Genomic DNA, 25874 nt, shown 5'->3' with positions numbered 1-25874 from the left:
ACGGGTGTGCGGAACGAAATTCAGACTCGTAGGAAAGGGCGAAAGGATTCCGAGAATGCCCAAGCCATTGGACGAAACCGAACAGTCGCCGCTCGTCGAGATGACCCCGCCGGGAACCATGGAACGCGCCTGGCTCGCCACCGGCTACGACGAGGTGCGGGCGGTACTGGGCGACACGGAGCGGTTCACCACGCTGCCGCCCGCCGACTCCATCGAGGACTCCCGACGCCTCGTCCAGCCCGGCAACCTGCTGCACTACGACCCGCCCGAGCACACCCGGCTGCGGAAGATGCTCACCGGCGAGTTCACCCTGCGGCGGGTGCGCACCCTGGAACCCCTCGTCGAGAAGGTCGTGACCGAGCGCCTGGACGCCATGGAGGGCGCCGAGCAGCCGATCGACCTCGTACCGCACTTCGTGTGGCCCACCACCAGCCTGATCGGCTGCACCCTGCTCGGCATACCCCGGGACGACCAGGCCGAACTCGCCCGCCACCTCGACACCAACCGCATCGACAACCCCGACAGGGAGCAGCGGGACGCGGCGGGCAACTCGTACCTGATCTACCTGAGCAAGTTCACCGCGCGAAAGCGCCGAGACCCCGGCGAGGACATGCTCGGCCGGCTCATCCAGCGGCACGGCGCCGACCTCAGCCCCGCCGAACTGACGGGCACCGCCGCGACGCTCCTCGCCTCCTTCATCCAGAACGTGGGCGGCACACTGGGCCTCGGCATCCTCGCCCTCCTGGAGAACCCCGACCAGCTCGCGCTGCTCAAGAAGCGGCCCGAGCTCATCGACCACGCGGTGGAGGAGCTGATCCGGAGCGTGTCGATCATCTCGCACGCCTCGCCCCGCACCGCCCTGGAGGACGTCACCCTCGCGGGCAAGACGGTCAAGGCGGGGGAGTCCATCGCCTGTTCGCTGCTCGGCGCCAACAACACCGCCTCGCCGGGGGAGCCGCAGGAGCCCATCGACATCACCCGCGACAACAGCCGGCACATGGCGTTCGGGCACGGCATCCACTACTGCCTCGGCGCCCCGCTGACCAGGATGGAGCTGCGCATCGCCATAGGGGAACTGCTGCGCAGGTTCCCCGAGGTGCGGCTCGCCGTGCCGCGCGACCAACTCCGCTTCACGTCGAAGGCCGTGGAGACGCTGCCGGTGGCCTGGTAAGGGGCGACATGCCGCACGAGACCGCAGCCGTACCGCTGCACACCCGCCGTACCCGCTTCGACCCGGCCGACGACCTGCGCCGCCTCGCCGCCGACGGGCCCGTCACCCGCGTCAGTCTGGCCCCCGGCGCGGGCGGCGAGCCCCTCTGGCTGGTCACGGGCCACGAAGAGGTGCGCAAGGTCCTCGGCGACCACGTACGGTTCTCCACCCGCCGCCGCTTCGGCTCCCGCGAGCCGGCCGGCCACGACGACCGGCCCGACGAGGGCGTCGGGCTCCTGATGGACTACGACCCGCCCGAGCACACCCGGCTGCGGAAGATGCTGACACCGGAGTTCACGGTCCGGCGGATGCGCAGACTCCAGCCGCGCATCGAGGACATCGTCACCGAGCGCCTCGACGCCATGGAGCGCGCCGGACGCCCCGCCGACCTCGCCGAGCTGTTCGCGGCGGCGATCCCGGGACCGGTGCTGTGCGAACTGATCGGCGTGCCCCGCGACGACCGCGACGACTTCCTGCGCCGCTGCCACGCCCACCTGGCCACCGGCAGCGGACGGCAGGAGCGCACCGCCGCGGGATCGGCGTTCACCCGCTACCTCGCCGCACTGGTGGCCCGGCAGCGCAAGGACCCCGACGAGGGCTTCCTCGGCATGCTGGTGCGCGACCACGGAGCCGAGTTCACCGACAAGGAACTGCGGGGCATCTGCATCCTGCTGATGCTCGCGGGACTCGACAACATCTCCGGCATGCTGGGCCTCGGCGCCCTCGCGCTCCTGGAGAACCCCGGCCAGCTCGCCCTGGTGCGCGACGACCCCGCGGCCCTCGACCGTGCCGTCGAGGAGCTGCTCCGCTACCTGTCCGTGCCGCACGCGCCGACGCCCCGCACCGCCGTCGAGGACGTCACGCTCGGCTCCAGGCTGATCAGGGCCGGCGACACCGTCGTCTGCTCGATCCCGCTGGCCAACCGCGACCCGGCGCTGACCCCCGAGCCCGACCGGCTCGACGTGACCAGGGAACCCGTGCCGCACGTCGCGTTCGGGCACGGCATCCACCACTGCATCGGCGCCGCGCTGGCCCGGATGGAGCTGCGCATCGCCTACGCGGCGCTGCTGCGGCGCTTCCCCGGCCTGCGGCTCGCGGTGCCCACGCGGGACGTCGAGTTCCGCATCCGGTCGACCGCGTACGGCGTGGAGCGGCTGCCGGTCACCTGGTGAGCCCACGGCGGCCCGGCGAGAGGGGACGAGAGATGGAGGTACGCGTCGACCGCGGCAGGTGCGCGGGCTCCGGCCTGTGCATGAGCTACGTACCCGCTGTGTTCGACCAGTCGGAGGACGACGGGAAGGTGCTGCTCAAGGCGGCACGGCCCGGGCCCGGTGCGGCCGCCGCGGTACGCGGCGCGGCCGCGAGGTGCCCGGCCGGCGCGATCACGCTGAGCGGTCGGGACGAACGCGGCCGGTAGGCCGCGGCGGGCGCGTCGGTGCGTCGACGCGACCGCGCACAGGTGCTCAATCATCAAAAGTGGGGTGGGGGAAATGACGCATGCTCCTGTACGCAACGTCGTCATCGTCGGCGGGGGCACGGCGGGCTGGATGACCGCCGCGTACCTGACGGCGGCCTTCGGCGACCGGATCAAGATCACGCTGGTGGAGTCGGCGGACGTCGGTACCATCGGCGTCGGCGAGGCCACGTTCAGCGACATCAGGCACTTCTTCGAGTTCCTCGGCCTCGCCGAGCGGGACTGGATGCCCGCCTGCAACGCCACGTACAAACTCGCCGTCCGCTTCGAGGACTGGCGCGAGCCCGGGCACCACTTCTACCACCCCTTCGAGCAGCTCAGGTCGGTCAAGGGCTTCCCCCTCACCGACTGGTGGCTGCGCCACCCCACCACCGCGCGGTTCGACGTGGACTGCTTCGTGATGGCCTCGGTGATCGACGCCAACCGCAGCCCCCGCTACCTCGACAACCGGCTCCTGGAACAGGACTTCGTCGAGGGCGAGGCGCTGCCGAACACGATCGCCGAGTACCAGGGCGCGCAGTTCCCGTACGCCTACCACTTCGAGGCGCACCTGCTGGCCAAGTACCTCACGAAGTACGCCACCCAGCGGGGCGTGCGGCACGTCGTCGACAACGTGGTGGACGTCGGCCTCGACGAGCGCGGCTGGCTCTCCCACGTGCGGACCGCCGAGCACGGCCTGCTGGAGGGCGACCTCTTCGTCGACTGCACCGGTTTCCGCGGCCTCCTCCTGAACAAGGCGCTGGAGGAACCGTTCGTGCCGTACCAGGACACCCTGCCCAACGACAGCGCGGTCGCCCTCCAGGTCCCCATGGACATGGACAAGGACCCGATCCGCCCCTGCACGACGGCCACCGCCCAGGACGCGGGCTGGATCTGGACCATCCCGCTGATCAGCCGGATCGGCACCGGATACGTCTACGCGCGCGACTACCTCGACCCCGACGAGGCCGAGCGGACCCTGCGCGAGTTCGTCGGGCCCGCCGCGGCCGACGTGCCCGCCAACCACATCCGGATGCGGATCGGCCGCAGCCGCCGCTCGTGGGTCAACAACTGCGTGGCCATCGGCCTGTCCAGCGGCTTCGTGGAGCCACTGGAGTCCACCGGGATCTTCTTCATCCACTACGCGATCGAGCAGCTGGTCAAGTACTACCCCGCGGCCGACTGGGACCGTTCGCTGCGCGAGCAGTACAACAGCGCCCAGGCCCATGTGATGGACGGCGTACGCGAGTTCCTCGTCCTGCACTACCGGGGCGCGAAGCGGGCCGACAACCAGTACTGGCGGGACACCAAGACCCGGGCCGTGCCCGACGCGCTGGCCGAACGCCTCGAACTGTGGGAGAGCAAGGTCCCCGACACCGGCACGGTCTACCCGCGCTACCACGGCCTGCCGCCCTACTCGTACAACTGCATCCTGCTCGGCACCGGCGGCATCCCCGTGAAGCCGTCGCCCGCCCTCGACCTGGTCGACGAGAAGGAGGCACTCGCCGAGTTCCAGACGATCAAGGACAAGGCACGGTCGCTGGTGCGCACCCTGCCGACGCAGAACGAGTACTTCAAACGCATGCGCGACGGGGTGTGAGCGAGGCACATGGACACCGAGTTCCGCGACATGATGGCGTCGTTCCCGACCGGCGTTTCGGTCGTGACGGCCCGGGACGCGAGCGCGGAGCCCCGCGGCATGACGTGCTCGTCGCTGTGCAGCCTCAGCGTGAACCCGCCGACGCTCCTGACGTGCCTGCGCAGCGGCAGCCCGACACTGGCCGCGGTGCTCGCCAGCGGCGCGTTCGCGGTCAACCTGCTGCACGGCGAGGCCGACTGGGTCGCCGCGCTCTTCGCCTCCGGCGCGCCCGACCGGTTCGAGCGCGTCGCCTGGCGGCCGTCCGGCCGCACCCGCAGCCCCGCCCTGATCGAGGCCGCGCACGCCGTCGCGGACTGCGCCGTCGAGCGCACCCACCCCTCCGGCGACCACGTGATCGTCGTCGGGGCGGTGCGTTCCGTCGAACGCTTCCGCCACGAGAGCGCCCTGCTCTACGGCTTCCGCCGGTACAGCGAACTCTCTCCGGGCGTACCGGCCGTGGCCGGTGAACGGGGCGCCGGCGCCCGGCCCGGGAGGTGAACACGGTGCACAGCGGGTCGCCCATCGCCGCCGACCTGGTGTGGGCCGCGCCCGTGCCGCCGATCGCGGCGCACGCCCTGCTGATCTTCCTGCTTCAGGTCGGCGTGCTGCTGCTGCTCGCCATCATGCTCGGCAGGCTGGCGGCCCGCTGCGGACTCCCCGCGATCGTGGGGGAGTTGAGCGCGGGCGTCGTCCTCGGCCCCACGCTCTTCGGCTGGGTGGCGCCGGACGCCGCGGCGTGGCTGCTGCCCGCCGACCCCGGGCAGGTGCACCTCCTCGACGCGGTGGGACAGCTCGCCGTGCTCCTCCTCGTCGGGCTCACCGGCATCGAGATGGACCTGCGGATGATCCGGCGCCGGGGCGCCACGGCGCTGCGCGTCAGCCTCGCGGGGCTCCTCGTGCCCCTCGCCCTCGGGGTCGGCCTCGGCTACCCGCTCGCGCGGATGCTCGGCATCGGCGCCGCCGACCGACAGATGTTCGCGCTCTTCCTGGGCGTGGCGATGTGCGTCAGCGCCATCCCGGTCATCGCCAAGACGCTGATGGACATGGACCTCATCCACCGCGACGTGGGCCAGCTGACCCTGGCCGCGGGGATGATCGACGACACCTTCGGCTGGTTCATGCTCTCCGTGGTCTCCGCCATGACCGTGGGCGGACTGACCGCGGGTGTCTTCGCCGAGGCCATCGGCTCGCTCCTGCTGGTCCTCCTGCTCGCGCTGCTGATCGGCCGCCCGGTCGTCCGCAGAGCCCTGCGGCTGTGCCGGGGGTCGGACGAGCGGACCGTCTCGGCGGCCGCCGCGATGATCCTGCTCGCCTCGGCCGGTACCCAGGCGCTCGGCCTCGAAGCGGTTTTCGGGGCCTACCTCTGCGGCATGCTCATCGGTTCGAGCGGGGAGTTCGACCGGGCCCGCACGGCGTCGCTGCGCATGGTCGTCCTCGCCGTCCTCGCCCCCGTCTTCTTCGCGGCCGCCGGACTCCGCATCGACCTGCGGGCACTGCGTCACCCGCCGGTGCTCGCGGCCGCGCTGACCGTCCTCGCCATCGCGATCCTCGGAAAGTTCGCCGGGGCCTACATCGGGGCGCGGCTGAGCAGACTGAGCCGCTGGGAGGCGCTCGCGCTCGGCGCCGGGATGAACGCGCGCGGCGTCATCGAGGTGATCGTCGCGATGGTCGGACTGCGGCTCGGCATCCTGGACACCAGGACGTACACGATCATCGTGCTGGTCGCGGTGGTCACCTCCGTCATGGCGCCGCCGCTGCTCAAGGCGGCCATGAAGCGGATCGACTGCACGCAGGAGGAGGAGCGCAGGCTCACGGCGTGGCGCGGGGCACCACAGGCCAGGGGCAGCCCGGAGCAGGTCAGGGGCAGCCCGGAGCGCACCGGACCCTGACCGGCTCCCCACGCCCGCCGCCCCCGCGCACCGGGGCGGAACCGGAACGGCCGCGCGCCCTCGGCACGCGGCCGTTCCGGCCTGCCCCGGCACACGGTGAGCCACCCATGCCGGCACTGTGCGGACGCCCGGCTTTGTGCCCGCCGTGTGACCGCCCGCCGCGTAGAAGTTGGATCCATGTTCTTCACACAGAAGCGAGCATTCGCCCGCAAGCGAGCCATCGCGCCCGTACTCGTCGCCGCATCCGCTCTCGTCACCGGGTCGCTCCTCACGGGCTGCTCGGGGGACTCCTCCGCAGCCTCGTCGGACAAGGACCCGTCCGCCTCCCCGACCAGCCCGTTCGACCAGGGCCTCGCGTACTCGAAGTGCATGCGCGAGAACGGGGCGCCCGACTACCCCGACCCGCAGCAGGACACCGGCGGCGTCAGGCTCACCCCCGGAGACGGGGTCGACGTGAACTCGGAGTCGTACAAGAAGGCCGCGGAGGCCTGCCGGGACAAGGCCCCGCAAGGTCTGGGCGGCGGCGGGGGCGGGGGCAAGGCCCTCGACTCGAAGAAGGTCGCGGCGTGGGCCAAGTGCCTGCGCGAGAACGGGCTGGCCAAGTTCCCCGACCCGGAGATCGAGGGCAGCAACATGAAGATCGACATCAACGGCACCGGCATCACCCCGGGCGGCGCGGAGTTCACCAAGGCCATGGCCGCCTGCCAGAGCAAGTACCCCGGCGGCGGCATGATGATGAACAACGGTCAAGGGGGAGGCGTCCCGCAGTGACCAGCCGCGACGAGACCGAAGCACCGCACCTGTCCGGCGAGCCGTCCGGCGCGCTGGAACGCCACGGGTCCGGCGAGGTGGCGGCGGACCGGACCGGTGGCGCCGCGCTCGACACGACCGCGGCGCCGGACACCGCCGCCGAGCTGGAGACCGTCTCCACGGAGAAGTCCGTCTCCGCGGCGGGTGCGGACGAGGAGGAGCCGCCGTCGGGCAGCGGCCGCAGGCGCCGCCCGCTGCGCACCTCGCTGGTCGCGCTCGCCGCGATCACCGTGACCGCGGCGGCCGGCGTCGCCGCCACCGGCACCATCGGCGGCGACGGAGGCGACTCGGGGGGCTCCGCGCCCGCCGGACCGCCGGCCACGGCGAAGGTGGAGCGCACGACGCTGACCGACACCGAGAGCGTCGACGGCAACCTCGGCTACGGCGACGCGACCACCGTGCAGGCCCCGGCCTCGTCGTCCGGCTCGGGCGACGGGCAGTCCGCACAGTCGGGCCAGTCCGGTCAGTCGGGGCAGTCGGGGCAGTCCGGCCAGTCGGGTCAGGAAGGGGCTGCCGGTGGCGGCTCGGGCGACGGCGTCGTCACCTGGGTCCCCGAGGAGGGCACCGTCGTCGAGCGCGGCGAGACCGTCTACCGCGTCGACCAGCAGCGCGTCCCGCTGCTGTACGGCTCCTTCCCCCTCTACCGCACCTTGCAGTCGGGCAGCGAGGGGGACGACGTCGAGATGCTGGAGAAGAACCTCCGCGCCCTCGGCTACAAGGGCTTCACCGTCGACGACACGTACAACTCCGCCACGGCCGAGGCCGTGAAGGACTGGCAGGACGACCTGAACCGCGAGGAGACCGGCACCGTACGGGCCGGCGACGCCGTGGTCGCCCCCGACGCCCGGCGCGTCGCGGACGTGAAGACCTCACCGGGTGCCGCCCTCAGCGGCGACGTGCTCTCCTGGACCGACACCGAGCGGATCGTCAGCGTCGACCTCGACGTGCAGTTCGAGGACCTCGTCGAGAAGGGCACCAAGGCCACCGTCCAACTCCCCGACAACACCACGGTCGAGGCCGAGGTGACGGACATCGGAACACCGTCCACCGCGCAGAGCGACGACTCCGCGGGCGGCTCCGGCGACTCCGGCTCCGGGGACTCCGACGACAAGGCCACCCTGCCCGTCGAGCTGACGGTGAAGGACCAGAAGGGCCTCGGACGCTACCAGGCCGCGGCCGTCGAGGTCACGCTGAAGGCCGAGTCCCGCAAGGACGTCCTCGTCGTCCCCGTGGCCGCCCTGGTGGCACAGCGCGGCGGAGGGTACGCCGTGGAGGTCGTCACCGCCGACGGCACCGAGTACCGCCCCGTCAAGCTCGGCATGTTCGCCGACAGCAGGGTCGAGGTGTCCGGCAAGGGCATCGAGGAAGGCACCGTCGTGGGGGTTCCCAAGTGAGCCTGCCCCTCCGCGAGATCCCCGCGTCCGCCACGGACCGGCAGGACCGTCCCGTGGTCGAGCTGACCGGGGTCTCCAAGACGTACGAGGACGTCGCCGCGCTGCGCGGCGCCGACCTCGTCATCCGGCGCGGTGAACTCCTCGCCATCGTCGGCCCCTCGGGGTCGGGCAAGTCCACGATGCTCAACATCATGGGCACCCTGGACCGCCCCTCGTCCGGGCGGGTCCGCATCGACGGACACGACGTGGCCGACCTCTCCGACCGCGAACTGTCAGCGCTGCGGGCCGACACCATCGGCTTCGTCTTCCAGCAGTTCCACCTGGCGTACGGCGTACCGGCGCTGGACAGCGTGGCGGACGGACTGCTGTACAGCGGCAGGCCGCGCGGCGAGCGCCGCCGCCTGGCCGAGCGCGCCCTGCGCAGGGTCGGTCTCGGCCACCGGCTCTATCACGAGCCGCACCAGCTGTCCGGCGGCGAGAAGCAGCGTGTGGCCATCGCCCGCGCGGTGCTCGGCGACCCGCCCCTGCTGCTCGCCGACGAGCCGACCGGCGCACTGGACTCGCGGTCCGGAGCGGTCGTCATCGAGCTCCTCCACGAGCTGCACGAGGCCGGGACGACCGTGGTGGTCATCACCCACGACCGGGACATCGCCGCGACCCTGCCCCGCGAGGTGCGCCTCAAGGACGGCCGGATCGAGCACGACTCGGTCGCCGGCGGGGGCGCCTCGTCCCTCGTGCCCCGGGAGGCCGTGCGATGACCGAGACCAAGGAGCCGGTATGAGCGAGATCAAGGAGCTGGAGCGGGCCGCCGCTCCCGAACCCGTGCGGCGGCCGAGGCCGGCCCGGATGAACCCGGCCGACGTGCTGCGGGTGGGCGGCTCCGGCCTGCGCTCCCGTCCTATGCGGGTCTTCCTCTCGGCGCTCGGCATCGCCATCGGCATCGCCGCGATGGTCGGCGTGGTCGGCATCTCCACCTCGTCCACCGAAGACCTCAACCGCAGGCTGCAAGCCCTGGGCACCAATCTCCTGACCGTCACCCCCGGGCAGAACTTCAGCGGCGGACAGGCCCATCTGCCCGAGGAATCGGTCGACATGATCGCCAACATGGACGACGTGGAGTCGGTCTCCGCCATCGGCAAGACCGACGCCAAGGTCTACCGCAGCGACCACACGCCCGAGGAGGAGACCGGCGGCCTCAACGTCTCGGCCGCCCGGACGGACCTGCCGAAGTCGGTCGGCGCCGAGATCGTCGACGGCCGCTGGCTCAACGCCGCCAACAGCCGCTATCCCTCCGTCGTCCTCGGGCCCAAGGCCGCCGAGCAGCTCGGCGTCCACCGGGCGGGGGAGGACGTGAAGGTCTGGCTCGGCGGCCGCTGGTTCACCGTCGTCGGCCTGCTCGCCCCCAACGAACTCGTGCCCTCGCTCGACTCGTCGGCCCTCGTGGGCTGGACCGCGGCGGAGCGCGAACTGGGCTTCGACGGCTCCCCGACCACCATCTTCACGCGGGCCGAGGAGTCGGCCGTCAACGACGTACAGGCCGTCCTCGGCGCCACCACCAACCCCGAGAGCCCCAACGAGGCCAACGTCTCGCGCCCCTCGGACGCGCTGGCCGCCAAGGAAGCCACCGACGACACCCTCAGCGGACTGCTGCTCGGCCTCGGCGGAGTGGCCCTGCTCGTGGGCGGCGTCGGGGTGGCCAACACGATGGTCATCTCCGTCCTGGAACGCCGCTCCGAGATCGGCCTGCGCCGCTCGCTCGGCGCCACCCGGGGCCAGATCCGCACCCAGTTCCTGGCCGAGGCGCTGCTCCTGTCCGCCCTCGGCGGCCTCGGCGGCGTCCTGCTCGGCATCGCCGTCACCGGCGGCTACTCCGCCTACCAGGGCTGGCCGTCCGTCGTCCCGGTCTGGGCGATGGCGGGCGGCATCGGCGCCACGCTGGTCATCGGCGGCCTCGCCGGGTTCTACCCGGCCGTACGCGCCGCCAGGCTGCCCCCGACGGAGGCACTGGCGACGACGTGAGCGCCGTCGGCCGAGACCGGCCTGCCGCTCACGACCGGTCCTTCGCACGAGACCGACCCCGAGGGCCCTGGGGAAGCAAGCGCAAGGGCCACTGGGACCGCGGTGCTTCCGCTGGAACCGTCCCCCGTGCCACGGGGGCACCGCGCCCGTCCGCGCCGCCTCCGGGCCGATCCCGGACCGCGACGCGGGCGGGACCCGAGCAGCGGGACCCGCCCTACGCGTTCCCGGCCGGAGTCAGGCCCGCCACGCGGGCCAGCCGCCGGAAGGAGTCCAGCAGGCCCGCGCGGTCGTACGTGCTGGTCGTCACCAGCACCTCCTGCGCGCCGCTCTCCTCGATCACCCGCCGCAGGGCGTCCGCCACCTGCTCCTCCGTGCCGTGCACCTGGCCGGCCAGCCCCTCCTCGTAGAAGCCGCGCTCCTTCTCCGTCATGGCCAGCGCCTCCACGCGCTCGGCCGGCGGGAGCGGCGGGAACGTGCCGTGCGTGCGGGAGTACGCCATCGACCAGGCCTCCGGCAGCAGCAGGCGACGGGCGGCCTCCTCGCTCTCCGCCACCGCGACGGTGCCCGAGATCATGACGTACGGCTCGGCCAGCCACGCCGAGGGCCGGAACCCGGCGCGGTACCGCTCGATGCCGCGCAGCATCCTGTCGCGGCCCCGGATGTCGCCGATGACCAGGGGCAGACCCGCCTCGGCGGCGATCGCCGCGCCCTCGCCCACGGCCAGGACGTACGGCGGGACGCGCAGGCCCTCGGCGGGGCGGGCCCGCACCCCCGTGCCGGACGTGCCGCGGAACCAGTCGAGCAGCTCGGCCAGTTGGGCGGCGAAGTCCTCGGCGTCGTGCTTGTCGCGGCCCAGCGCCTTGCGCACCCCGTCGGTGAAGCCGACCGAGCGGCCGAGCCCCATGTCGATCCGGCCGGGGAAGAGCGATTCGAGCACCCCGAACTGCTCGGCCACGACGAGCGACCGGTGGTTCGGCAGCATCACGCCGCCGGTGCCGACCCGGATGGTGCGGGTGGCCGCCGCGACGGCGGCCGCGAGGACGGTGGGCGCCGACCCGGCGACACCCGGCACACCGTGATGTTCCGAAACCCAGAACCTGTGGTAGCCGAGGGCTTCCACGTCCTGGGCGAGGCGCACGGTGTCGCGCAGGGCCTCCGGGCCGTCGTGCCCCTCACGGGTGCGCGAACGGTCGAGGACGGAGAACCGGACTGCTTCCACACGAGACCCCTTCAGCTGGGCGGAACGTGCCACTTCGTGGCGCGGGGCCGGGACGGGCCACGGCTCCCGCGCGTGGCCGGAATCCAACCTTGACCGCGTCTGGCCAAAGTCTATGGTCTGGACTAATCGGCAGCCGTGAACCCCCGGTCCTGCTCGACCGCAACGCCCTCACCACCCCCACCATTCCCGACCGTCCCCCACCCCCTCACTCGCCCCACGAGAGCACTTCACGCCGCACCCCCCCCATGAAGCCCTTGCCCCGTGAAGGAGTACGCATGGACAAGAAGCGGAAGATCGCCGCGGCCATCGGCGCCGCCATGGCACCCGTCCTCGCCCTCACCCTGCCGACCGGTTCGGCCAGCGCGCACGGATACGTCAACGCCCCCGCGAGCCGTCAGGCCCAGTGCGCCGCGCGCACCGTCCCCTGCGGCGACATCAAGTACGAGCCGCAGAGCGTCGAGGGGCCCAAGGGCCTGCGCAGTTGCAGCGGCGGCAACGCCCGGTTCGCCGAGCTGGACAACGACAGCAAGGGCTGGAAGGTCAGCGACGTCAGCAGGACGCAGACCTTCACCTGGACGTTCACCGCTCGCCACCGGACCGCGAACTACGAGTACTTCGTCGACGGCACCAAGGTCGCCACCATCGACGGCCACAACCAGCAGCCGCCGCAGACCGTCTCGCACCAGGTCAACCTCGGTAACTTCACCGGCAGGCACAAGGTCCTCGCGGTGTGGAACATCGGCGACACCGCCAACGCCTTCTACGCCTGCATCGACGTCAACATCCGCTGACCGGAGCCCCGTCATACGGAGCTGAGCGGATGGGCCGCCGTGGCGGAGCGCGGCGGCCAGGCGCACGGGGCCAGGATGCCGAGGACATAGGCGCGGGCCACGAGAGCCGGGCGGGTACCTGCGCCCAGGAGCTGCCGCAACCGGCTGAGGTGGTAGTCGACCGTCTGCCGGGACAGCTTCAGCGACGTGGCGATGTCCCCGTTGCTGCTGCCCTCCGCCAGAAGGGAGAGGATGCGGATCTGCGCGGCGGTGAGCGACGCGTGCGCCTCGTGCGCGAGGCTCTGGTGGGTCACGACGGCCCAGACGTACCTGGCCCGTACGGCGGAGTGACCGATCGTCGTCAGATGGAGCCGCGCGCGGCGCCGCAGCCCCTGGGCGTCCACGAGCACCGCCGACGTCTCCACCCGTCTGGTGCGGCGCGACAGCAGACACCGCCAGCGGCGGTGCAGCACATCGAGACCCGGCTCCGGGGCGAGCAGCGTGTGCGCGCGGCGGCCGACCAGGTCGTGCGGTTCGAGCCGGAGCAGCTCCGCGGCCGCCGCGCTCGCCTCGACCACGCGCCCGTTCGCCGAGAGCAGCGCGCAGGGCAGCCCGCTGTGGTCGCGCAGTGCCTGGAGGTTCTCCTCCGCCTCCTGCCACCGCACGGTGACGCGCAAGTGGTCCGTGACGTCCACGTAGATCCCGGCGACGCAGGTCCGCGCGTTCTCCCGGACGGGGAAGCGGTGCCCCACCGCGCGGCCCGCGCTGCCGTCCCTGCGCCGGTAGCCGAGCGTGTGCCGCACCGGCGCGCCCCTGCTGAGGACCTCCTGGTCGAGGGCGCGGAACCGGCCGGCTTCGGCGGGCGCGTCGAGGTCTTCGATGTACTTGCCGACGATGTCCTCCGGGACCGTGCCGTAGAGGTGCGCGTAGGCGTGGTTGGCCCACAGGTAGCGCCCCTCGCTGTCCCGTATGAAGGCGGCGGCCGGGGCGAGATCCACCAGGTCCGCGAAGCTGTGGGCCCGGCTCCCGCTCGGGGGCAGTGCCTTGAGGCTCGTATCGTCCACAGCGGTCTCCGTCCGTCGATGACTCTGCGACGCGCGGTCACTCAGGCATTTGCCTGAGTCGTGGGCGCCCATCGAGGCGTCACGGGCGTCTGTGGCCTGGTCCCCTTGAGTGAGCGGGTGAACACGCCCCGCCATGTGGACCGGCTGATTCCTGCGGCCTTGTCCCATGTCGCGCACGGATACGGCGATCCGTGGCAGCCAACACGAATGGAGACGAACTTCCGTGAGCAAGGTGCTGTTAGTGCATGCCAAGGGTGGTCCGCCCCTCGGTCACGTCCTCTCCCGGACGGCCGCGAAGGCGGAAGTGCACCTGCTGGCGCTCAGCGCTCTTCCGCCCGCCGTGGCAGGCTCCGCCGGCAGACTGTGCGCCTCGGTCGTGACACCCGACGACGCGCACCGCCCCGACGGCGACGCACACCAGCCCGACCTCGTGTCCCTGATCGTGTCGCGGGCCGACGCCGTGGGCGCGGACGCGGTGCTCACCTTCTCCGAGTACGCGGTCGTGGCCGTCGCCGAGGCGTGCGAGGCGCTCGGACTCGCGGGGGCGGGCGACGCGGCCGCGCTCGCCCGCGACAAGCGGCTGATGCGGCACACCTGGCGGCAACACGGCCTGCCGCAGCCCGAGTTCCGCCCCGTCGGCACCGAGGCGGAGCTGTACGCGGCGGCCCGCACCCTGCCGGGACCGCTGCTGCTGAAGGCGGCCTGGAGCGCCGGGTCCACCGCTCACCAGATCATCCGCTCCCCGCACGAGGCGTCGGCCGCCTGGGCCCGCTCCCGCGCCGTGATGGCCGAATCGGCCCAGCTGGGCTACGCGGAACTGCACGTGGCCGAGGCCGAGGCGGACTACGTGGTCGAGCAGATCGTCACCGGCACCGCCTCCGACTGGTTCGACGAGCCCGGCTGGGGCGACTACGTCAGCGTCGAAGGGGTCGTCACGGACGGCACCTTCCACCCGGTCTGCGTCAGCGGCCGGATGCCGACGGTCGAGCCGTTCACCGAACGCGCGAGCATCACCCCCGCCCCGCTGGCACAGGACGCCCAGGACCGGATCGTGGAGCTGGCCCGGCGCGCGGTCGACGCCCTCGGTCTGCGCGACTGCGGGACCCACACCGAGATCAAGCTCGGCGCCGACGGCACGATGTGGCTGATCGAGACGGCCGCGCGGTTCGGCGGCGCGATGACCGTGCCGCAGATCGAGGAGGTCTTCGGACTCGACCTCGTCGGCATGCTCGTCGACCACCTCCTCGGACGCCCGGTGGCGTGGCCCGAGCAGGCCCTCACCCCCGCGCGGGCGCGCGGCGCGGCGGGCTCCCTCGTCGTCCTCGCCGTCGACGGGCGCGGCCGCGCCTGGCCGGACCGCAGGATCTGGGACTTCCCCGCCGTCTCGGCCGACATCCCGCTCGGCCGAGGCAGCCGCCTGTCGGTCGTCGCGGAGAGCTCGCTCCCCGACGGGAGTGTCGTGCCGGTGTACGAACCGGCCGCCGGCGCCAACACCATGGCGGCCCTGTGCCTGCTCTCCGCCACCGACGCGGGGACCGTGCTCCGTGACTTCGAGACCCTGGTGGACGCGCTGCCCCGGGTCCTGCCCGCCGCCGGCCCCTCTGCCGTACGCGCCTCTGCCGCCCAGCCCTCCGCCGCCCAGCCCTCAGCCGCAGAGTCCGAGGAGGTCTCGGCATGACCACCCACCTGCTCACCGACGCCGCCGAACCGGCCACGGACCGCACGGTCGTCGGCGAGAACCTCTCCCTGCCGCTCTTCCGCACCCTCTCCGGGGTCCTCGCGGGCCACCCGTACCTCAAAGTCGTCGTCGACCGCGCCGAGAACACCTGGCACCTGCTCGACACCGCGGCGCACCCCTTCCACGTCGACTACATCGCCACACGCGTCCTGGGCATGGACCTCACCGCCCTCGACGCGGACCTCGACGCCTTCAACGCCTCCGTCTACATGGACCCCGAGCGCCGCTTCCTGCTCGGTGTGCTCTCCCTGCACACCGACGAGGAGGCCGACGGCCGCGAACGCACCTTCCTCGTCCTGGAGACGACCGAGGCCGACACCATGCACGGCGAACTGCTCGTCTTCTTCTACGAGTTCGTGCGCGCCCGGGTGGACGGCAGGCTGCCGCTGCTCCTCAAACCCGCGAACCACGGGCAGGAGGAGGAGCTGTCGGCGGTCAGCGAGCAGCGCGTGCCGCGCATCCTGAGCCACGAACTCTTCGGCTCCCGGGCCCGGACGCCCCTCAACCCCGGCGAGGCCACCGGACGGCTGCGGTTCTTCCGCACGCACGAGGAGTACGAGGCGGCGGAGGCCCAGCTCGGCTGGGCGGACATCGTGGCCATGCCGTGCCTGCCGGACGACGTGCCCCGGGTGGCCGGATTCCTCAACACCGCGCCGATCACCCCGCTTTCGCACACCAACGTCCTCGCCTCCGGCTGGGGCATACCCAACGCGATCGTGCGCGACCTGGAACAGCTCGTCGAGGCGGACGGCCTGGACGGCGCGTGGGTCCGCTACCGGGTCCGCGAGGACGAGATATCCCTGGAGCGGCTCGACCACGACCCCGCCCTGCGGGCCCCGGCCTGGCACCAGCAGCGCATCCGCCTCGCACCGCCCCTGCTCGACGACACGCCCGTGCTTGCCCTGCACCGGCTGCGCGCCGCCGACCGCGACCGCTACGGCACCAAGGCGGCCAACCTCGGCGAGCTGCACCACGTGCTCGACAGCCGCACGGCCGACCTGACCGCCTTCTACGGACGGCCCCGCCCACCGCGCGAGCACCTTTACGGACACCTCGCGGCCCGCCTCGGCCTGACCGCGCCGGCCGAAGGTGAACTCCGCGCGCGGGCAGCCGAGTTCGTGTCCGGGACGGTGAGCGCCCCGGACGGCGTCGCGCTGCCCTTCGCGCTCCAGCAGCACTTCCTCGCCTCCTCGCCCGCCCTCCAACAGGGCATCGGCAAGCTGAAGATGGCACTCGAACTCGACGCGGCCGACGTCCTGGACTCGCTCTGCCTGCAACTCCAGCACCTGATCCGGCAGACCCCCGTCCCCGAGTCGGTCACCCGGCAGATCGGCCAGGCCTTCCCCGCCCCCGCCGGAGAGCGCGGCCGCCTCGTGGTGCGCTCCTCGTCCAACGCCGAGGACCTGCCGGGCTTCTCCGCGGCGGGCGTCTACGACTCCGTCACCACCGTCCACGGCACCGGCGAACTCCTGGACGCCGTGCGCCAGGTGTGGGCCTCGCTCCTCTCGCCCCGCAGCGTGCGCCTGCGCCACCAGGTCGGCATCTCCCTGGACGACACCTACATGGGCGTCATCATCCAGGAGTACGTGCCCGCCTCCCTCGGCGGCGTCCTGGTGACCTGCAACCCCACCCGCCGCGAGGACTTCCGCAACGTCTACCTCAACTGTTCGCCCGGCTCGCCCGAGCAGGTGGTCGAGGGCTCGGTCCTGCCGCAGCAGTACCTGTACAACACCGTGGAGGGCGGCGGCCGCACCGTCGCCCTGGGCTCCTGGGGCGACGCGCTCTCCGCCGCCACCCGCGCCCGGCTCGCCGACCTGTCCCTGACCGGGCGGCTCCTTCAGTCCCACTTCAGCGCGTCCGACGTGGACAGGCCCCTCGACATCGAGTGGCTGATGACCGACCGGGGCGACTTCCGGCTGGTCCAGATCCGCCCGTACGCACTGTGAGGCCGCACACCGACCGGACCGGGGCACGCTCCGCGCCGACGCCCACCGCCCACCGGATCATCCGGCTCAACTACGGCTTCCAGCTGCTGTTCAACCTGCTGTGGTGGATGCCCGTCTTCTACGCCTACCAGAAGGAGGCCGGGCTCTCGGACGGGCAGATCTTCGGCATCCAGAGCATCTACTACGTGGCCTTCTGCCTGTTCGAGATCCCGACAGGCCTGATCGCGGACCGGATCGGCACCCGCAACTGCCTGCGGGCCGGCGCGGTGGTCATGACGGCGGCGAACCTGGCCCCGGTGTTCAGCGCCTCCTACACCGGCTTCCTCGTCCACTTCCTGGCCATCGCCGCGGGCCGCTCCCTCACCTCGGGGGCGGCCAGCGCCTACCTGTACGACGGGCTGCGCGCCGAGCAGTGCGACGAGCATTACCTGCGGGCGGAGGGCACCGCACGGGCGCTGGGGCTGGTGGCGAAGGTCGTGTGCTGGCCGCTGGTCGGCCCCCTGATGGCCGTGGCGCACCCGACCCCGTACGTGCTCAGCGCCGCGAGCGCGGCGGGCTCCCTCGCCTGCGCGGTCGCGCTGCCGCGCCTCGCGGGGACGGGCAGCGGCACGGGGCGGAGGGAGGGCGGAGGAGGCGCGTTCCTGCGGGACGCGGGCACCGCGCTCCGCTGCGTCGCCGCCTCGCGCTGGCTGGCCCTGCTGATGGTGCAGGGCGTGGCCGTCTTCACGCTCTCGCGGATCTGCCAGGTCAACCTCTTCCAGCCGATCCTCCTCGACCACGGCATCGCGGAGGCCTCGCACGGCAGTGTGATGGCGGCGATGACGGTGGCGGAGGCGGTGGCCTCGGCCCGCCCGCAGTGGCTGAGCCGCCGCCTGCCGCCGGTCGCCTGGGTCTCCGTCCTCAGCCTCGCCCTCGCGGGCAGCCTGGCGGCCATGACGTTCGGCGGGCCGTGGGCCGTCGTGGCGCTGCTCTGCCTGTTCGCCGCCGCGACCGGCTTCGCGTACCCCATCCAGCGCAAGCTGGTGAACGACGCGGTGCCCGCGCACGCACCGCGCGCCACCCTGCTCTCCGTCGAGAGCATCGTGGACCGCGCGGTGTGCGCGCTGGCCGCGATCGCCGTGGGCGCCTACCTCGCCGCCGGGCGCCTGGACGCGCTGCTGTGGCACAGCGCGCTCGCGACGGCGGTGCTGCTCGGCGTCTTCCAACTGCTGCTGCGCAGCGGGGCGGTCAAGCAGGGGAGTGCCGGGCCCCGAGCAGTTCCACCAGCCGGACCGGAAGAAACGCGGGCCGGTGCGGCCGGCCGACCTGGTACGGCACGAAGCCGACCGCGGAAGCGGCCCTGACCTCCTCGGCCGTCTCCGCCTGATGGACGACTCGGCAACCGCCCGAACCGGCCTTCGCCCGCTGCCAGAGGGTGGGGGCCGGTTTGCGCTCCGCCTCGGTGCGCGGGGTGAGGATCCGGTCGCCGAAGTCCTGCCAGGCGAACGGCGCGGGCTCCTGCCATGCGGCGTCGACCTCCCGCTTCAGCCTGGCCGCACGCTCGGCGTCGGTCGCTCCCCAAGCGGACGGCACATTGGTGATCAGGCCGACCCGGATGTGCCTTTCGCGCAGGTCACGCAGGTAGGAGGCCGCACCGGGGCGATAGGTGATGCCGCCGTCGTCGGCGGTGTGCACAAGGGTCTCGCCCAGGTCGAAGTACACGATGGGACACGTCGGCGCCGCCGCACGCGCCGGGCCGCCGAGCGCGACCGGCACCAGCGCCACGCTCAACGCGAGACCCACCCGCCCGAGCCCCTTGAGAACAGACCCGCCCATACGGCGACCACCCACCCTTCCCCCACGCACGCGGTTCCCCTGCGCTCTACCCCCACGCCACGCGCGTCACGCCCCGGGATGCCTTCTACGCTGTCCACGTGACCGAAGACAACAGACCCCTCGCCGTGTTCGACGTGGACAACACCCTCGCGGACACCGCGCACCGGCAGCGGTACCTGGAGCGCAAGCCCCGCGACTGGGACGCGTTCTTCGCGGCGGCGCCGCAGGATCCGCCGCTGGCCCGCGGCGTCGAACTGGCCCTGGCGAGCGCGGAGGAGTGCGAGGTCGTCTACCTCACGGGACGCCCCGAGCGCTGCCGCGCCGACACGGAGGAGTGGCTGGCCCGCCACGGCCTGCCGGACGGCCGCATCTGGATGCGCCGCAACGACGACCGCCGCCCCGCCCGCCGCACCAAACTGGAGATCCTCCGCGGCATGGCCCGCAAGCGCGAGATCCGCATCCTGGTGGACGACGACGAACTGGTCTGCGAAGAGGCGAAACGAGCGGGCTTCCCCGTCCACAGAGCCGACTGGGCACTCCAGTCGACCCCCCTGAAGGACGCCCAGGAACGAGAGGGCCGCACCTGAGCGCCCCATCAGGGGCGCGGGGAACTGCGCGAAAAACCACGAACGCACCCGCAGGCGAAACGCCTACGCCTCGTCCCCGTCCTCAAGGCGGAACCCGACCTTGAGCCCCACCTGATGGTGCTTGATCTCGCCGTCCTCGATGTGGCCGCGCACCTGCGTGACCTCGAACCAGTCCAGCGAGCGCAGCGTCTGCGCCGCCCGCGCGACGCCGTTGCGGATCGCCTGGTCGACGCCCTCGTGGGACGTGCCGACGATCTCGGTGACACGGTAGGTGTGGTTCGACATGAGGCTGTTTCCTCCGGGCCGTCGGATGAGGTCGTACGACCGATGTCGTACGACTCCGTGCAGTACCGTCACTCCACCGTGCCCCAACCCGCTCGGCAGCGCGAGATGGCACGGAAGATGACTCCCGCCTCTTGACCAGCGGATTGGTACGGACCAAACTCCAGCCAGTGACCCGTTCGAGTCACGCGGCCGCGCGCCCACGCAGTCATGCGGGCACGCGGCCACGTGCTCATCCCCCCGCGTCGGGCTGACCTTCCCCTGTCCGCAGGCAGAAAGCGACCCACGTGAAACCGCACCGCCGCGCCGCCGTGTCCCTGGCGCTCGTCCTCTCCTCCACCGTCCTGGTCGCCGGGTGCGGCGTGCTGCCGGGCGGTGACGACTCCAGGACCGTCACGGTCTGGCTGATGAAGGACAGCGCGTCGCCGGAGTTCGTCGAGCGCTTCACGTCGGAGTTCGAGAAGGAGCACGACGGCATCGAGCTGGACATCCGCGTCCAGGAATGGACCGGCATCGGCGCCAAGGTGAAGAAGGCGCTGAAGGAGGAGGGCGGCGACGGACCCGAGGTGATCGAGGTCGGCAACACCCAGGTGGCGCAGTACGTCGACGAGGGCGGCCTGTACGACCTCACCCTGGAGTCCGCACGCGACTTCGGCATGGACGACTGGCTGCCCGGCCTCGCCGAGCCGGGCCGTTACCGCGGCGCCCAGTACGGCATCCCCTGGTACGCCGCGAACCGCGTCGTCATCTACAACAAGGACCTCTTCGCGCAGGCGGGCATCGCCGAGCCGCCAAGCACCCGCGAGGAGTGGATCACGGTCACCGAGAAGCTCAACACCGGTGGCAAGCAGGGCATCTACCTCGCGGGGCAGGACTGGTACACCCTCGCCGGGTTCGTCTGGGACGAGGGCGGCGAGCTCGCCAAGGAGACCAAGGAGTCGTCCGGCGACTGGCGCGGCGCCCTGCACACGCCCGCGGCGCTGCGCGGCATGGAGTTCTACCAGCGGCTCCAGGCACTCGGCGAGGGCCCGCGCGACGCCGACGAGGAGCACCCGCCGCAGACCGGCGTGTTCGCCGACGGCGACGTCGCCCAGATCGTCGCGGTGCCCGGCGCGGCCCGCGCCATCGAGGAGAAGAACCCCGAACTGAAGGGCAAGCTCGGCTACTTCCCCATCCCCGGCAAGAAGGCGGGCAAGCCCGGCGCGGTCTTCACCGGCGGCTCCGACCTCGTCGTGCCCGAGCACAGCGACGACCACAAGGGCGCGGTCGAGGTGATCGAGGCGCTGGCGGGCAAGAAGTGGCAGATCGAGCTGGCGCGGACCATGAACTACGTCCCGAACAAGGCGAAACTGGCCACCGCGGTCACCGGCGAGGAGGGCGTCGCGGCCATGGCCGCCGGCGCGGCCAACGGCCGGGCGACGCCCAACTCGCCGCGCTGGGCGGCCGTCGAGGCGGACAATCCCATTAAGGGCTACATGACGAAGGTCCTGACGGGCGGCGAACCGGCGACCGCGGCCCGCGAGGCGTCGCGCCGGATCACCGAGACGCTGGACGTCGGCGGCCTGTGACGGGTGCCCGGCCCCGCCGCAGGGGGGCGGGGCCGGGCACCCGTCGGCACGGCGCTACGCCACCGTGCTCAGCGACAGCGCGAAGCGCGCCCTCTCGTCCGTCCACCAGTGCGTCAGTTCGAGTCCTGAAGCGGCCAGTTCGGCGCGTACGCCGTCCGCGCGGAACTTGGCGGAGATCTCCGTGCGGACCTCCTCGCCCGCGGCGAAGTCGACCGCCAGGTCGAGCGCGTGGATCTTCACCGTCTGGTCGGCCGTGGAGCGCAGCCGCATCTCGATCCACTCGCGCTCGCGGTCCCAGACGGCGACGTGCTCGAAGGCGTCCGGGTCGAAGTCCCCGGCCAGCTCGCGGTTGATCACCGCGAGGACGTTCTTGTTGAACGCGCCCGTCACGCCCGTCGCGTCGTCGTACGCCGAGACGAGCACCGACTCGTCCTTGACGAGGTCCGTGCCGAGGAGCAGCGCGTCGCCGGGGGCGAGGAGGTCGCGTACCGAGGAGAGGAACATGGCGCGTTCGGCGGGCAGCAGGTTGCCGATCGTGCCGCCGAGGAACGCGACCAGGCGCGGTCCCGGCGTGCCCGGCAGCGCGAGACCGCGGGTGAAGTCGGCGATCAGGGCGTGCACTTCGAGCCGGGGCCGCTGCGCGAGCAGGGTGTTCGCGGCACCCGTCAGGGCGCTCTCGCTCACGTCCACGGGGACGTAGGTGTGCAGGTCCGCCAGGGCGTCGATCAGGTGGCGGGTCTTCTCCGACGACCCCGAACCCAGCTCGATCAGCGTGCGGGCCTTCGTGATGTCGGCGATCAGCGCCGAGCGGGCGACCAGGATCTCGCGCTCGGCGCGGGTGGGGTAGTACTCGGGCAGGGTGGTGATCTCCTCGAAGAGGGCGCTGCCGCGCGCGTCGTAGAACCACTTGGGCGGCAGGGTCTTCGGGGTGCGGGTGAGGCCGTGCAGGACATCGGCGCGCAGCGCGGCGTCGGTGGCGTCCTCGGGCAGGGTGCGGGTCAGCAGGAACGGGCTCACGCAGGGGGCTCCTTGAGCGGGGTCAGCAGTACGTCGGTGCGGCTGGCGGCGAGCAGGGTGCGGTCGGGCACCTCGCGCCAGTGCGGGTCGTCGTCGTAGGGCTCGGAGGCCACGACGGTGCGGCGGCCGGGCTCCGCGAGATACCAGAGGGTGTCGCCCCAGGCGGTCGCGGTGATCGAGTCGCCGTTGGTCAGCAGGAGGTTGAGGCGTGACCCGGGGGCCGCCTCGGCGACCTCCAGGACGGTGTCCGCGAGGGCCTGCGCCTCCTCGTCGCCGCGGCGCAGCCGGTGCAGGACGAGCGCCCACACCAGCGCGGAGTCGCAGCGCGCCTCCATCGAGAGCAGCTCGGCGGGCGGCAGGGTCGCGGTGAGCGGGGCGAGGGAGCGGGGCCAGCCGGTGACCGCGCCGTTGTGGCTGAACAGCCACGGCCCGGAGGCGAACGGCGCCGCCGCCGCCTCCCCGTCCGCGCCCGCCAGAGTCGCGTCGCGCACCGCGCCGAGCAGCGCCCCGGAGCGCACGACCCGGGCCAGATCGGCGAACGACGCGTCGCCCCAGATGGGCCCGGAGCGGCGGTACCGTCCGGGGACCGGGTCCCCTTCGGCGTACCAGCCCACCCCGAAACCGTCGGCGTTGACGGTGCCGTAGCGCTGTCTGCGGGGCGCCCACGACTGCCGGAACAGGCTGTGGGCGGGCGTCACAAGGACACTGCCCAGCGGCTCCGGCGGGCCGAGATAAGCGAGGTGACGGCACATCAGGCGGTCTCCGGTTCCGGCGCGTCGGCGGGCCCGGCGTCCCGTGCCGTGCGGAAACCGGCGAATATCTGCCGCCGCACCGGGTGGTCCCAGTTGCGGAACGTGCCGCGGCAGGCCACCGCGTCGACGGAGAAGGCGCCGCCGCGCAGCACCTTGTAGTCGCCGCCGAAGAAGACGTCCGAGTACTCACGGTAGGGGAAGGCGGAGAAGCCCGGGTAGGGCAGGAAGTCGCTCGCCGTCCACTCCCACACGTCGCCGATCAACTGCCGTACGCCATGGGTCGATTCACCGGCCGGATAACTGCCCGCGGGGGCGGGGCGCAGATGCCGCTGCCCCAGATTGGCCCGCTCGGGCGTGGGGTCCGCGTCGCCCCACGGGTAGCGCATGGACCGGTCGGTCACGGGGTCGTGCCGGGCCGCCTTCTCCCACTCCGCCTCGCTGGGCAGGCGCCGGCCCGCCCAGCGCGCGTAGGCGTCCGCCTCGTACCAGCTGACGTGCAGCACCGGCTCGTCGGCGGGCACCGGCTCGACCGTGCCGAAGTGCCGCCGCAGCCACTGGCCGCCCTCGCGCCGCCAGAACAGCGGTGCCGTCAGCTCGTGCCGCTGGACCATCGCCCAGCCGGCCGGGTCCCACCACCGCATGCGCGCGTAGCCACCGTCCTCGATGAAACGCTGGTACGCGGCGTTCGTCACCGGAGTCGTGTCGATGAAGAACGGCGGGACGAGGCGGCGGTGCGCGGGGCGTTCGTTGTCCAGGGCCCACGGCTCGGTCGAGGTGCCCATCGTGAACGGGCCGCCCGGCACGAGGACTTCGGCGGGCCCGGCGAAGGGCTCCCCGGCGGGCGGTTCCGGCGCGGTGAGAGCGGTCGGGCCCGACCGCAGCTGATGGGTGATCAGCATCGTCTCGTCGTGCTGCTGTTCGTGCTGCGCGATCATCCCGAAGGCGAAGCCCGCGTCGGTGAGCGGTGTGCCGCGGAACGGCGTCCTCTCCAGCACGTCGAGCGCGCGGCCCCGCACCTCGGCCGCGTAGCCGCGGGCCTCGGCGGGCGCGAGGAGCGGCAGGCTCGGGCGCTCGGCGCGGGGATGCTCGAAGGCGTCGTACAGCGGATCGATCTCGGGCCGCATGGCGTCGCGGCCCGCGACCGCGCGCAGCAGCCACTGCTCCTCCTGGTTGCCTATGTGGGCGAGGTCCCAGACCAGCGGAGACATCAACGGCGAGTGCTGGGCGGTGAGTTCGGTGTCCTCCACACAGCTGGTGAGGAGGGTCGTGCGGTCCCGGGCGGCCAGGAGCGCGGCCAGTGCGCGCTCCCGCAGGGCCTCCGGGTCGGCGGTGGGGCCTGTCATCGGCGGGAGTCCTTCCCAGGTGTGTCGAGGGGGCGGCGGCCGTCACGCAGGCCGTCCAGCAGGTCGTCGGCCGGGCAGCGGCCCCGAGCGACGTACCGCGCGGTGTACTCCGCCACGGCGTCCCGCACGGACGCGGGCGCGCCGAGCCGGGGCAGCGCGTCGACGGCGGTGGCGAAGCAGACGACGGCGGCCTCGCGCAGTTCGGGGTCGGCGGGGCCGTGGCGCGCCGCGTCGAGCCAGACCGGGCTGTGCGGCGCGGGCGGCGAACCCGGCGGCCCGGACCGCTCGGCCAGCGGCTTCACGGCGCGGTAGGCGGTCTCGGCCGCCTCCGGGTCGTCGAACAGCGCGCTCGTCACGGCGAGCGGCACGATCCAGCCGTCCTCGCCGGGCTGCGCGTCGATCATCCGCAGCTCCAGGTGGCCGCGCGGGCGGACCGGCGGGAAGAGCGTGGTCAGGTGGTAGGCGAGATCCTCGCGGGTGGGTCTGCGCGGCGCGCCGGTACGGGCCCAGGCACGGAAACTCATCCCTTCGGGGACGCTCCAGGGCCCCTCGCCGGGCTCTCTTCTCACGCACATGACCGGTGCGTCCAGGGCGTGCCGGGTCCAGGCCTCCCGCGGCTCCACGTCGAGCGGCGGGGCACCGGATCTGCCCGGCTCGATGCCCGCCCACACGGCCTGCCGGGTCGACCGCCAGCCGGTGGGACGGCCGTCCTGCAACGGCGAGTTGGCGAACGCGGCGACCAGGACGGGCCCCAGCAGATGCGCCAGACGCCAGCGTCGCGCGTAGCCGAGCGGGCCCGGCTCCTCGTGTCCCGCGTCGAGACAGACCTGTACGGACGCCGTCGAGCACATCATGCGGCGGCCGGCCGGGCCCCCGCGGTCGAGGCTGGCCTCCAGCGCGTCGTAGCGGGGTTCGCGCAGCACCCGCGACGGCGGCCGCCACGGATCGGCGCCGACCCCGCTGAGGGTGAGGCGGTGGGAACGTAACACGTCGCGTACGACGGTGAGATCGGCCCGCATGGCCGATATGCACTCCGTCAGCGAGGCGGCGGGCAGCGAGCTGAGCTCCAGCTGGCCGCCGGGTTCGACGGTGACGGACGAGTGCAGGGGCAGGGCCCGCAGTGCGGCGTAGGCCGCTTCTCGGCGGGCGGCGGGCACGGGCAGGTGGGGCGCTCCTGGCGCGTGGACGAGCCACTCCAGCTCGACACCGGTGGTGCGGGGTGGTCCGGTCTTGAAGCAGATGCCGCGGACCAGCGCCTCCACTTCGGCTTCCGACACCGTGTCACGCGCCGTCGTGCGGCGCGCGGTGCGGTGTTGCGTACAGTCTCCCTCGGGCATGCCGGGATCCTTCCGTTCGATG

General features: G+C 72.6%; 24 protein-coding genes. 16 read left to right on the top strand and 8 right to left on the bottom strand.

Going from position 1 to position 25874, the window contains the following annotated elements; translation table 11 throughout:
* The first annotated feature begins 55 nt into the window (after positions 1 to 55).
* The 10 genes from ACZ4Z4_RS06645 to ACZ4Z4_RS06600 all read left to right on the top strand — a co-directional run bounded on the left by ACZ4Z4_RS06645 (position 56) and on the right by ACZ4Z4_RS06600 (position 10414).
* Positions 56 to 1171, top strand: a complete 1116-nt coding sequence (locus ACZ4Z4_RS06645; RefSeq protein ID WP_468323123.1) for a cytochrome P450 — start codon at positions 56 to 58, stop codon at positions 1169 to 1171.
* An 8-nt stretch (positions 1172 to 1179) separates the two neighbouring features.
* Positions 1180 to 2382, top strand: a complete 1203-nt coding sequence (locus ACZ4Z4_RS06640; RefSeq protein ID WP_468323120.1) for a cytochrome P450 — start codon at positions 1180 to 1182, stop codon at positions 2380 to 2382.
* A gap of 32 nt (positions 2383 to 2414) precedes the next feature.
* Positions 2415 to 2627, top strand: a complete 213-nt coding sequence (locus ACZ4Z4_RS06635; RefSeq protein WP_468323117.1) for a ferredoxin — start codon at positions 2415 to 2417, stop codon at positions 2625 to 2627.
* Between the two features lie 73 nt (positions 2628 to 2700).
* A complete protein-coding gene (locus ACZ4Z4_RS06630; RefSeq protein ID WP_468323114.1) occupies positions 2701 to 4263 on the top strand; it encodes a tryptophan halogenase family protein in 1563 nt (520 codons plus the stop codon).
* A gap of 9 nt (positions 4264 to 4272) precedes the next feature.
* On the top strand, positions 4273 to 4800 hold the full coding sequence (locus ACZ4Z4_RS06625) for a flavin reductase family protein (protein ID WP_468323112.1): 528 nt from the start codon (positions 4273 to 4275) through the stop codon (positions 4798 to 4800).
* 5 nt (positions 4801 to 4805) lie between these two features.
* Positions 4806 to 6191: a cation:proton antiporter gene (locus tag ACZ4Z4_RS06620; protein ID WP_468323109.1), complete on the top strand. Its 1386-nt coding sequence runs from the start codon at positions 4806 to 4808 to the stop codon at positions 6189 to 6191.
* A 177-nt stretch (positions 6192 to 6368) separates the two neighbouring features.
* Positions 6369 to 6962 (top strand): hypothetical protein, encoded by a 594-nt coding sequence (locus ACZ4Z4_RS06615; RefSeq protein WP_468323106.1) that lies wholly within the window; start codon positions 6369 to 6371, stop codon positions 6960 to 6962.
* Complete coding sequence (locus tag ACZ4Z4_RS06610; protein WP_468323103.1) at positions 6959 to 8395, top strand: peptidoglycan-binding protein; 1437 nt, start codon at positions 6959 to 6961, stop codon at positions 8393 to 8395. Before ACZ4Z4_RS06615 ends, ACZ4Z4_RS06610 begins: the two co-directional genes overlap by 4 nt.
* Positions 8392 to 9153 carry an ABC transporter ATP-binding protein gene (locus ACZ4Z4_RS06605; protein WP_468323100.1) on the top strand — a complete coding sequence of 254 codons (762 nt, stop codon included), beginning with the start codon at positions 8392 to 8394 and terminating at the stop codon, positions 9151 to 9153. The genes ACZ4Z4_RS06610 and ACZ4Z4_RS06605 overlap by 4 nt, the downstream gene beginning before the upstream one ends.
* Before the next feature lie 19 nt (positions 9154 to 9172).
* Positions 9173 to 10414: an ABC transporter permease gene (locus ACZ4Z4_RS06600; RefSeq protein ID WP_468323097.1), complete on the top strand. Its 1242-nt coding sequence runs from the start codon at positions 9173 to 9175 to the stop codon at positions 10412 to 10414.
* A gap of 214 nt (positions 10415 to 10628) precedes the next feature.
* Here ACZ4Z4_RS06600 and ACZ4Z4_RS06595 read toward each other — a convergent pair whose 3' ends face one another.
* Positions 10629 to 11633, bottom strand: coding sequence for an MsnO8 family LLM class oxidoreductase (locus ACZ4Z4_RS06595; RefSeq protein ID WP_468323093.1), 1005 nt, complete (start codon positions 11631 to 11633; stop codon positions 10629 to 10631).
* A 275-nt stretch (positions 11634 to 11908) separates the two neighbouring features.
* Here ACZ4Z4_RS06595 and ACZ4Z4_RS06590 point away from each other — a divergent pair, with 275 nt between their 5' ends.
* Positions 11909 to 12424 carry a lytic polysaccharide monooxygenase auxiliary activity family 9 protein gene (locus ACZ4Z4_RS06590; protein WP_468323090.1) on the top strand — a complete coding sequence of 172 codons (516 nt, stop codon included), beginning with the start codon at positions 11909 to 11911 and terminating at the stop codon, positions 12422 to 12424.
* 11 nt (positions 12425 to 12435) lie between these two features.
* Here ACZ4Z4_RS06590 and ACZ4Z4_RS06585 read toward each other — a convergent pair whose 3' ends face one another.
* Positions 12436 to 13467 carry a PAS domain S-box protein gene (locus ACZ4Z4_RS06585; RefSeq protein ID WP_468323087.1) on the bottom strand — a complete coding sequence of 344 codons (1032 nt, stop codon included), beginning with the start codon at positions 13465 to 13467 and terminating at the stop codon, positions 12436 to 12438.
* A gap of 223 nt (positions 13468 to 13690) precedes the next feature.
* Between ACZ4Z4_RS06585 and ACZ4Z4_RS06580 the strand changes: the two genes are divergently transcribed.
* The 3 genes from ACZ4Z4_RS06580 to ACZ4Z4_RS06570 are packed head-to-tail and all read left to right on the top strand — an operon-like array spanning position 13691 to position 18494.
* Entirely contained in the window at positions 13691 to 15145 is a 1455-nt protein-coding gene (locus ACZ4Z4_RS06580; protein ID WP_468323084.1) for an ATP-grasp domain-containing protein, read from the top strand.
* Positions 15142 to 17151, top strand: a complete 2010-nt coding sequence (locus ACZ4Z4_RS06575) for a PEP/pyruvate-binding domain-containing protein (protein ID WP_468323081.1) — start codon at positions 15142 to 15144, stop codon at positions 17149 to 17151. The genes ACZ4Z4_RS06580 and ACZ4Z4_RS06575 overlap by 4 nt, the downstream gene beginning before the upstream one ends.
* Complete coding sequence (locus ACZ4Z4_RS06570; RefSeq protein WP_468323078.1) at positions 17148 to 18494, top strand: MFS transporter; 1347 nt, start codon at positions 17148 to 17150, stop codon at positions 18492 to 18494. The genes ACZ4Z4_RS06575 and ACZ4Z4_RS06570 overlap by 4 nt, the downstream gene beginning before the upstream one ends.
* Here the strand turns inward: ACZ4Z4_RS06570 and ACZ4Z4_RS06565 are convergent.
* Positions 18379 to 18966 carry an HAD family hydrolase gene (locus ACZ4Z4_RS06565; protein ID WP_468323074.1) on the bottom strand — a complete coding sequence of 196 codons (588 nt, stop codon included), beginning with the start codon at positions 18964 to 18966 and terminating at the stop codon, positions 18379 to 18381. The genes ACZ4Z4_RS06570 and ACZ4Z4_RS06565 overlap by 116 nt on opposite strands.
* A 98-nt stretch (positions 18967 to 19064) precedes the next feature.
* Here ACZ4Z4_RS06565 and ACZ4Z4_RS06560 point away from each other — a divergent pair, with 98 nt between their 5' ends.
* On the top strand, positions 19065 to 19553 hold the full coding sequence (locus ACZ4Z4_RS06560; protein WP_468323071.1) for a phosphatase domain-containing protein: 489 nt from the start codon (positions 19065 to 19067) through the stop codon (positions 19551 to 19553).
* A gap of 63 nt (positions 19554 to 19616) precedes the next feature.
* Here the strand turns inward: ACZ4Z4_RS06560 and ACZ4Z4_RS06555 are convergent, their stop codons facing one another.
* Positions 19617 to 19838, bottom strand: a complete 222-nt coding sequence (locus ACZ4Z4_RS06555; RefSeq protein WP_468323068.1) for a dodecin — start codon at positions 19836 to 19838, stop codon at positions 19617 to 19619.
* A 284-nt stretch (positions 19839 to 20122) separates the two neighbouring features.
* On the opposite strand from ACZ4Z4_RS06555, the gene ACZ4Z4_RS06550 reads away from it, so the two are divergent.
* On the top strand, positions 20123 to 21403 hold the full coding sequence (locus ACZ4Z4_RS06550; protein ID WP_468323066.1) for an extracellular solute-binding protein: 1281 nt from the start codon (positions 20123 to 20125) through the stop codon (positions 21401 to 21403).
* A gap of 54 nt (positions 21404 to 21457) precedes the next feature.
* Here the strand turns inward: ACZ4Z4_RS06550 and egtD are convergent, their stop codons facing one another.
* The 4 genes from egtD to egtA are packed head-to-tail and all read right to left on the bottom strand — an operon-like array spanning position 21458 to position 25852.
* A complete protein-coding gene (egtD, locus tag ACZ4Z4_RS06545; protein ID WP_468323063.1) occupies positions 21458 to 22420 on the bottom strand; it encodes an L-histidine N(alpha)-methyltransferase in 963 nt (320 codons plus the stop codon).
* Complete coding sequence (gene egtC, locus ACZ4Z4_RS06540) at positions 22417 to 23172, bottom strand: ergothioneine biosynthesis protein EgtC (RefSeq protein ID WP_468323061.1); 756 nt, start codon at positions 23170 to 23172, stop codon at positions 22417 to 22419. Before egtC ends, egtD begins: the two co-directional genes overlap by 4 nt.
* On the bottom strand, positions 23172 to 24515 hold the full coding sequence (egtB, locus tag ACZ4Z4_RS06535; protein WP_468323059.1) for an ergothioneine biosynthesis protein EgtB: 1344 nt from the start codon (positions 24513 to 24515) through the stop codon (positions 23172 to 23174). The genes egtC and egtB overlap by 1 nt, the downstream gene beginning before the upstream one ends.
* Complete coding sequence (gene egtA, locus ACZ4Z4_RS06530; RefSeq protein WP_468323056.1) at positions 24512 to 25852, bottom strand: ergothioneine biosynthesis glutamate--cysteine ligase EgtA; 1341 nt, start codon at positions 25850 to 25852, stop codon at positions 24512 to 24514. Before egtA ends, egtB begins: the two co-directional genes overlap by 4 nt.
* Between the last annotated feature and the right edge of the window lie 22 nt (positions 25853 to 25874).

The sequence above is a fragment of the Streptomyces sp. NPDC030245 genome (genome assembly GCF_055572995.1).
Note: the sequence above shows the minus strand (reverse complement) of the source record. Positions and strands in the feature narration are given on the sequence as shown.

Excerpts from the sequence above, each read along its gene's own strand:
- ACZ4Z4_RS06635 (WP_468323117.1), top strand. The coding sequence starts at position 2,415 with ATGGAGGTACGCGTCGACCGCGGCAGGTGCGCGGGCTCCGGCCTGTGC.
- ACZ4Z4_RS06575 (WP_468323081.1), top strand. The coding sequence starts at position 15,142 with ATGACCACCCACCTGCTCACCGACGCCGCCGAACCGGCCACGGACCGC.
- egtB (WP_468323059.1), bottom strand. The coding sequence starts at position 24,515 with ATGACAGGCCCCACCGCCGACCCGGAGGCCCTGCGGGAGCGCGCACTG.
- ACZ4Z4_RS06630 (WP_468323114.1), top strand. The coding sequence starts at position 2,701 with ATGACGCATGCTCCTGTACGCAACGTCGTCATCGTCGGCGGGGGCACG.
- ACZ4Z4_RS06640 (WP_468323120.1), top strand. The coding sequence starts at position 1,180 with ATGCCGCACGAGACCGCAGCCGTACCGCTGCACACCCGCCGTACCCGC.
- ACZ4Z4_RS06625 (WP_468323112.1), top strand. The coding sequence starts at position 4,273 with ATGGACACCGAGTTCCGCGACATGATGGCGTCGTTCCCGACCGGCGTT.
- ACZ4Z4_RS06600 (WP_468323097.1), top strand. The coding sequence starts at position 9,173 with ATGAGCGAGATCAAGGAGCTGGAGCGGGCCGCCGCTCCCGAACCCGTG.
- egtC (WP_468323061.1), bottom strand. The coding sequence starts at position 23,172 with ATGTGCCGTCACCTCGCTTATCTCGGCCCGCCGGAGCCGCTGGGCAGT.
- egtA (WP_468323056.1), bottom strand. The coding sequence starts at position 25,852 with ATGCCCGAGGGAGACTGTACGCAACACCGCACCGCGCGCCGCACGACG.
- ACZ4Z4_RS06645 (WP_468323123.1), top strand. The coding sequence starts at position 56 with ATGCCCAAGCCATTGGACGAAACCGAACAGTCGCCGCTCGTCGAGATG.
- ACZ4Z4_RS06555 (WP_468323068.1), bottom strand. The coding sequence starts at position 19,838 with ATGTCGAACCACACCTACCGTGTCACCGAGATCGTCGGCACGTCCCAC.
- ACZ4Z4_RS06590 (WP_468323090.1), top strand. The coding sequence starts at position 11,909 with ATGGACAAGAAGCGGAAGATCGCCGCGGCCATCGGCGCCGCCATGGCA.
- ACZ4Z4_RS06615 (WP_468323106.1), top strand. The coding sequence starts at position 6,369 with ATGTTCTTCACACAGAAGCGAGCATTCGCCCGCAAGCGAGCCATCGCG.
- ACZ4Z4_RS06565 (WP_468323074.1), bottom strand. The coding sequence starts at position 18,966 with ATGGGCGGGTCTGTTCTCAAGGGGCTCGGGCGGGTGGGTCTCGCGTTG.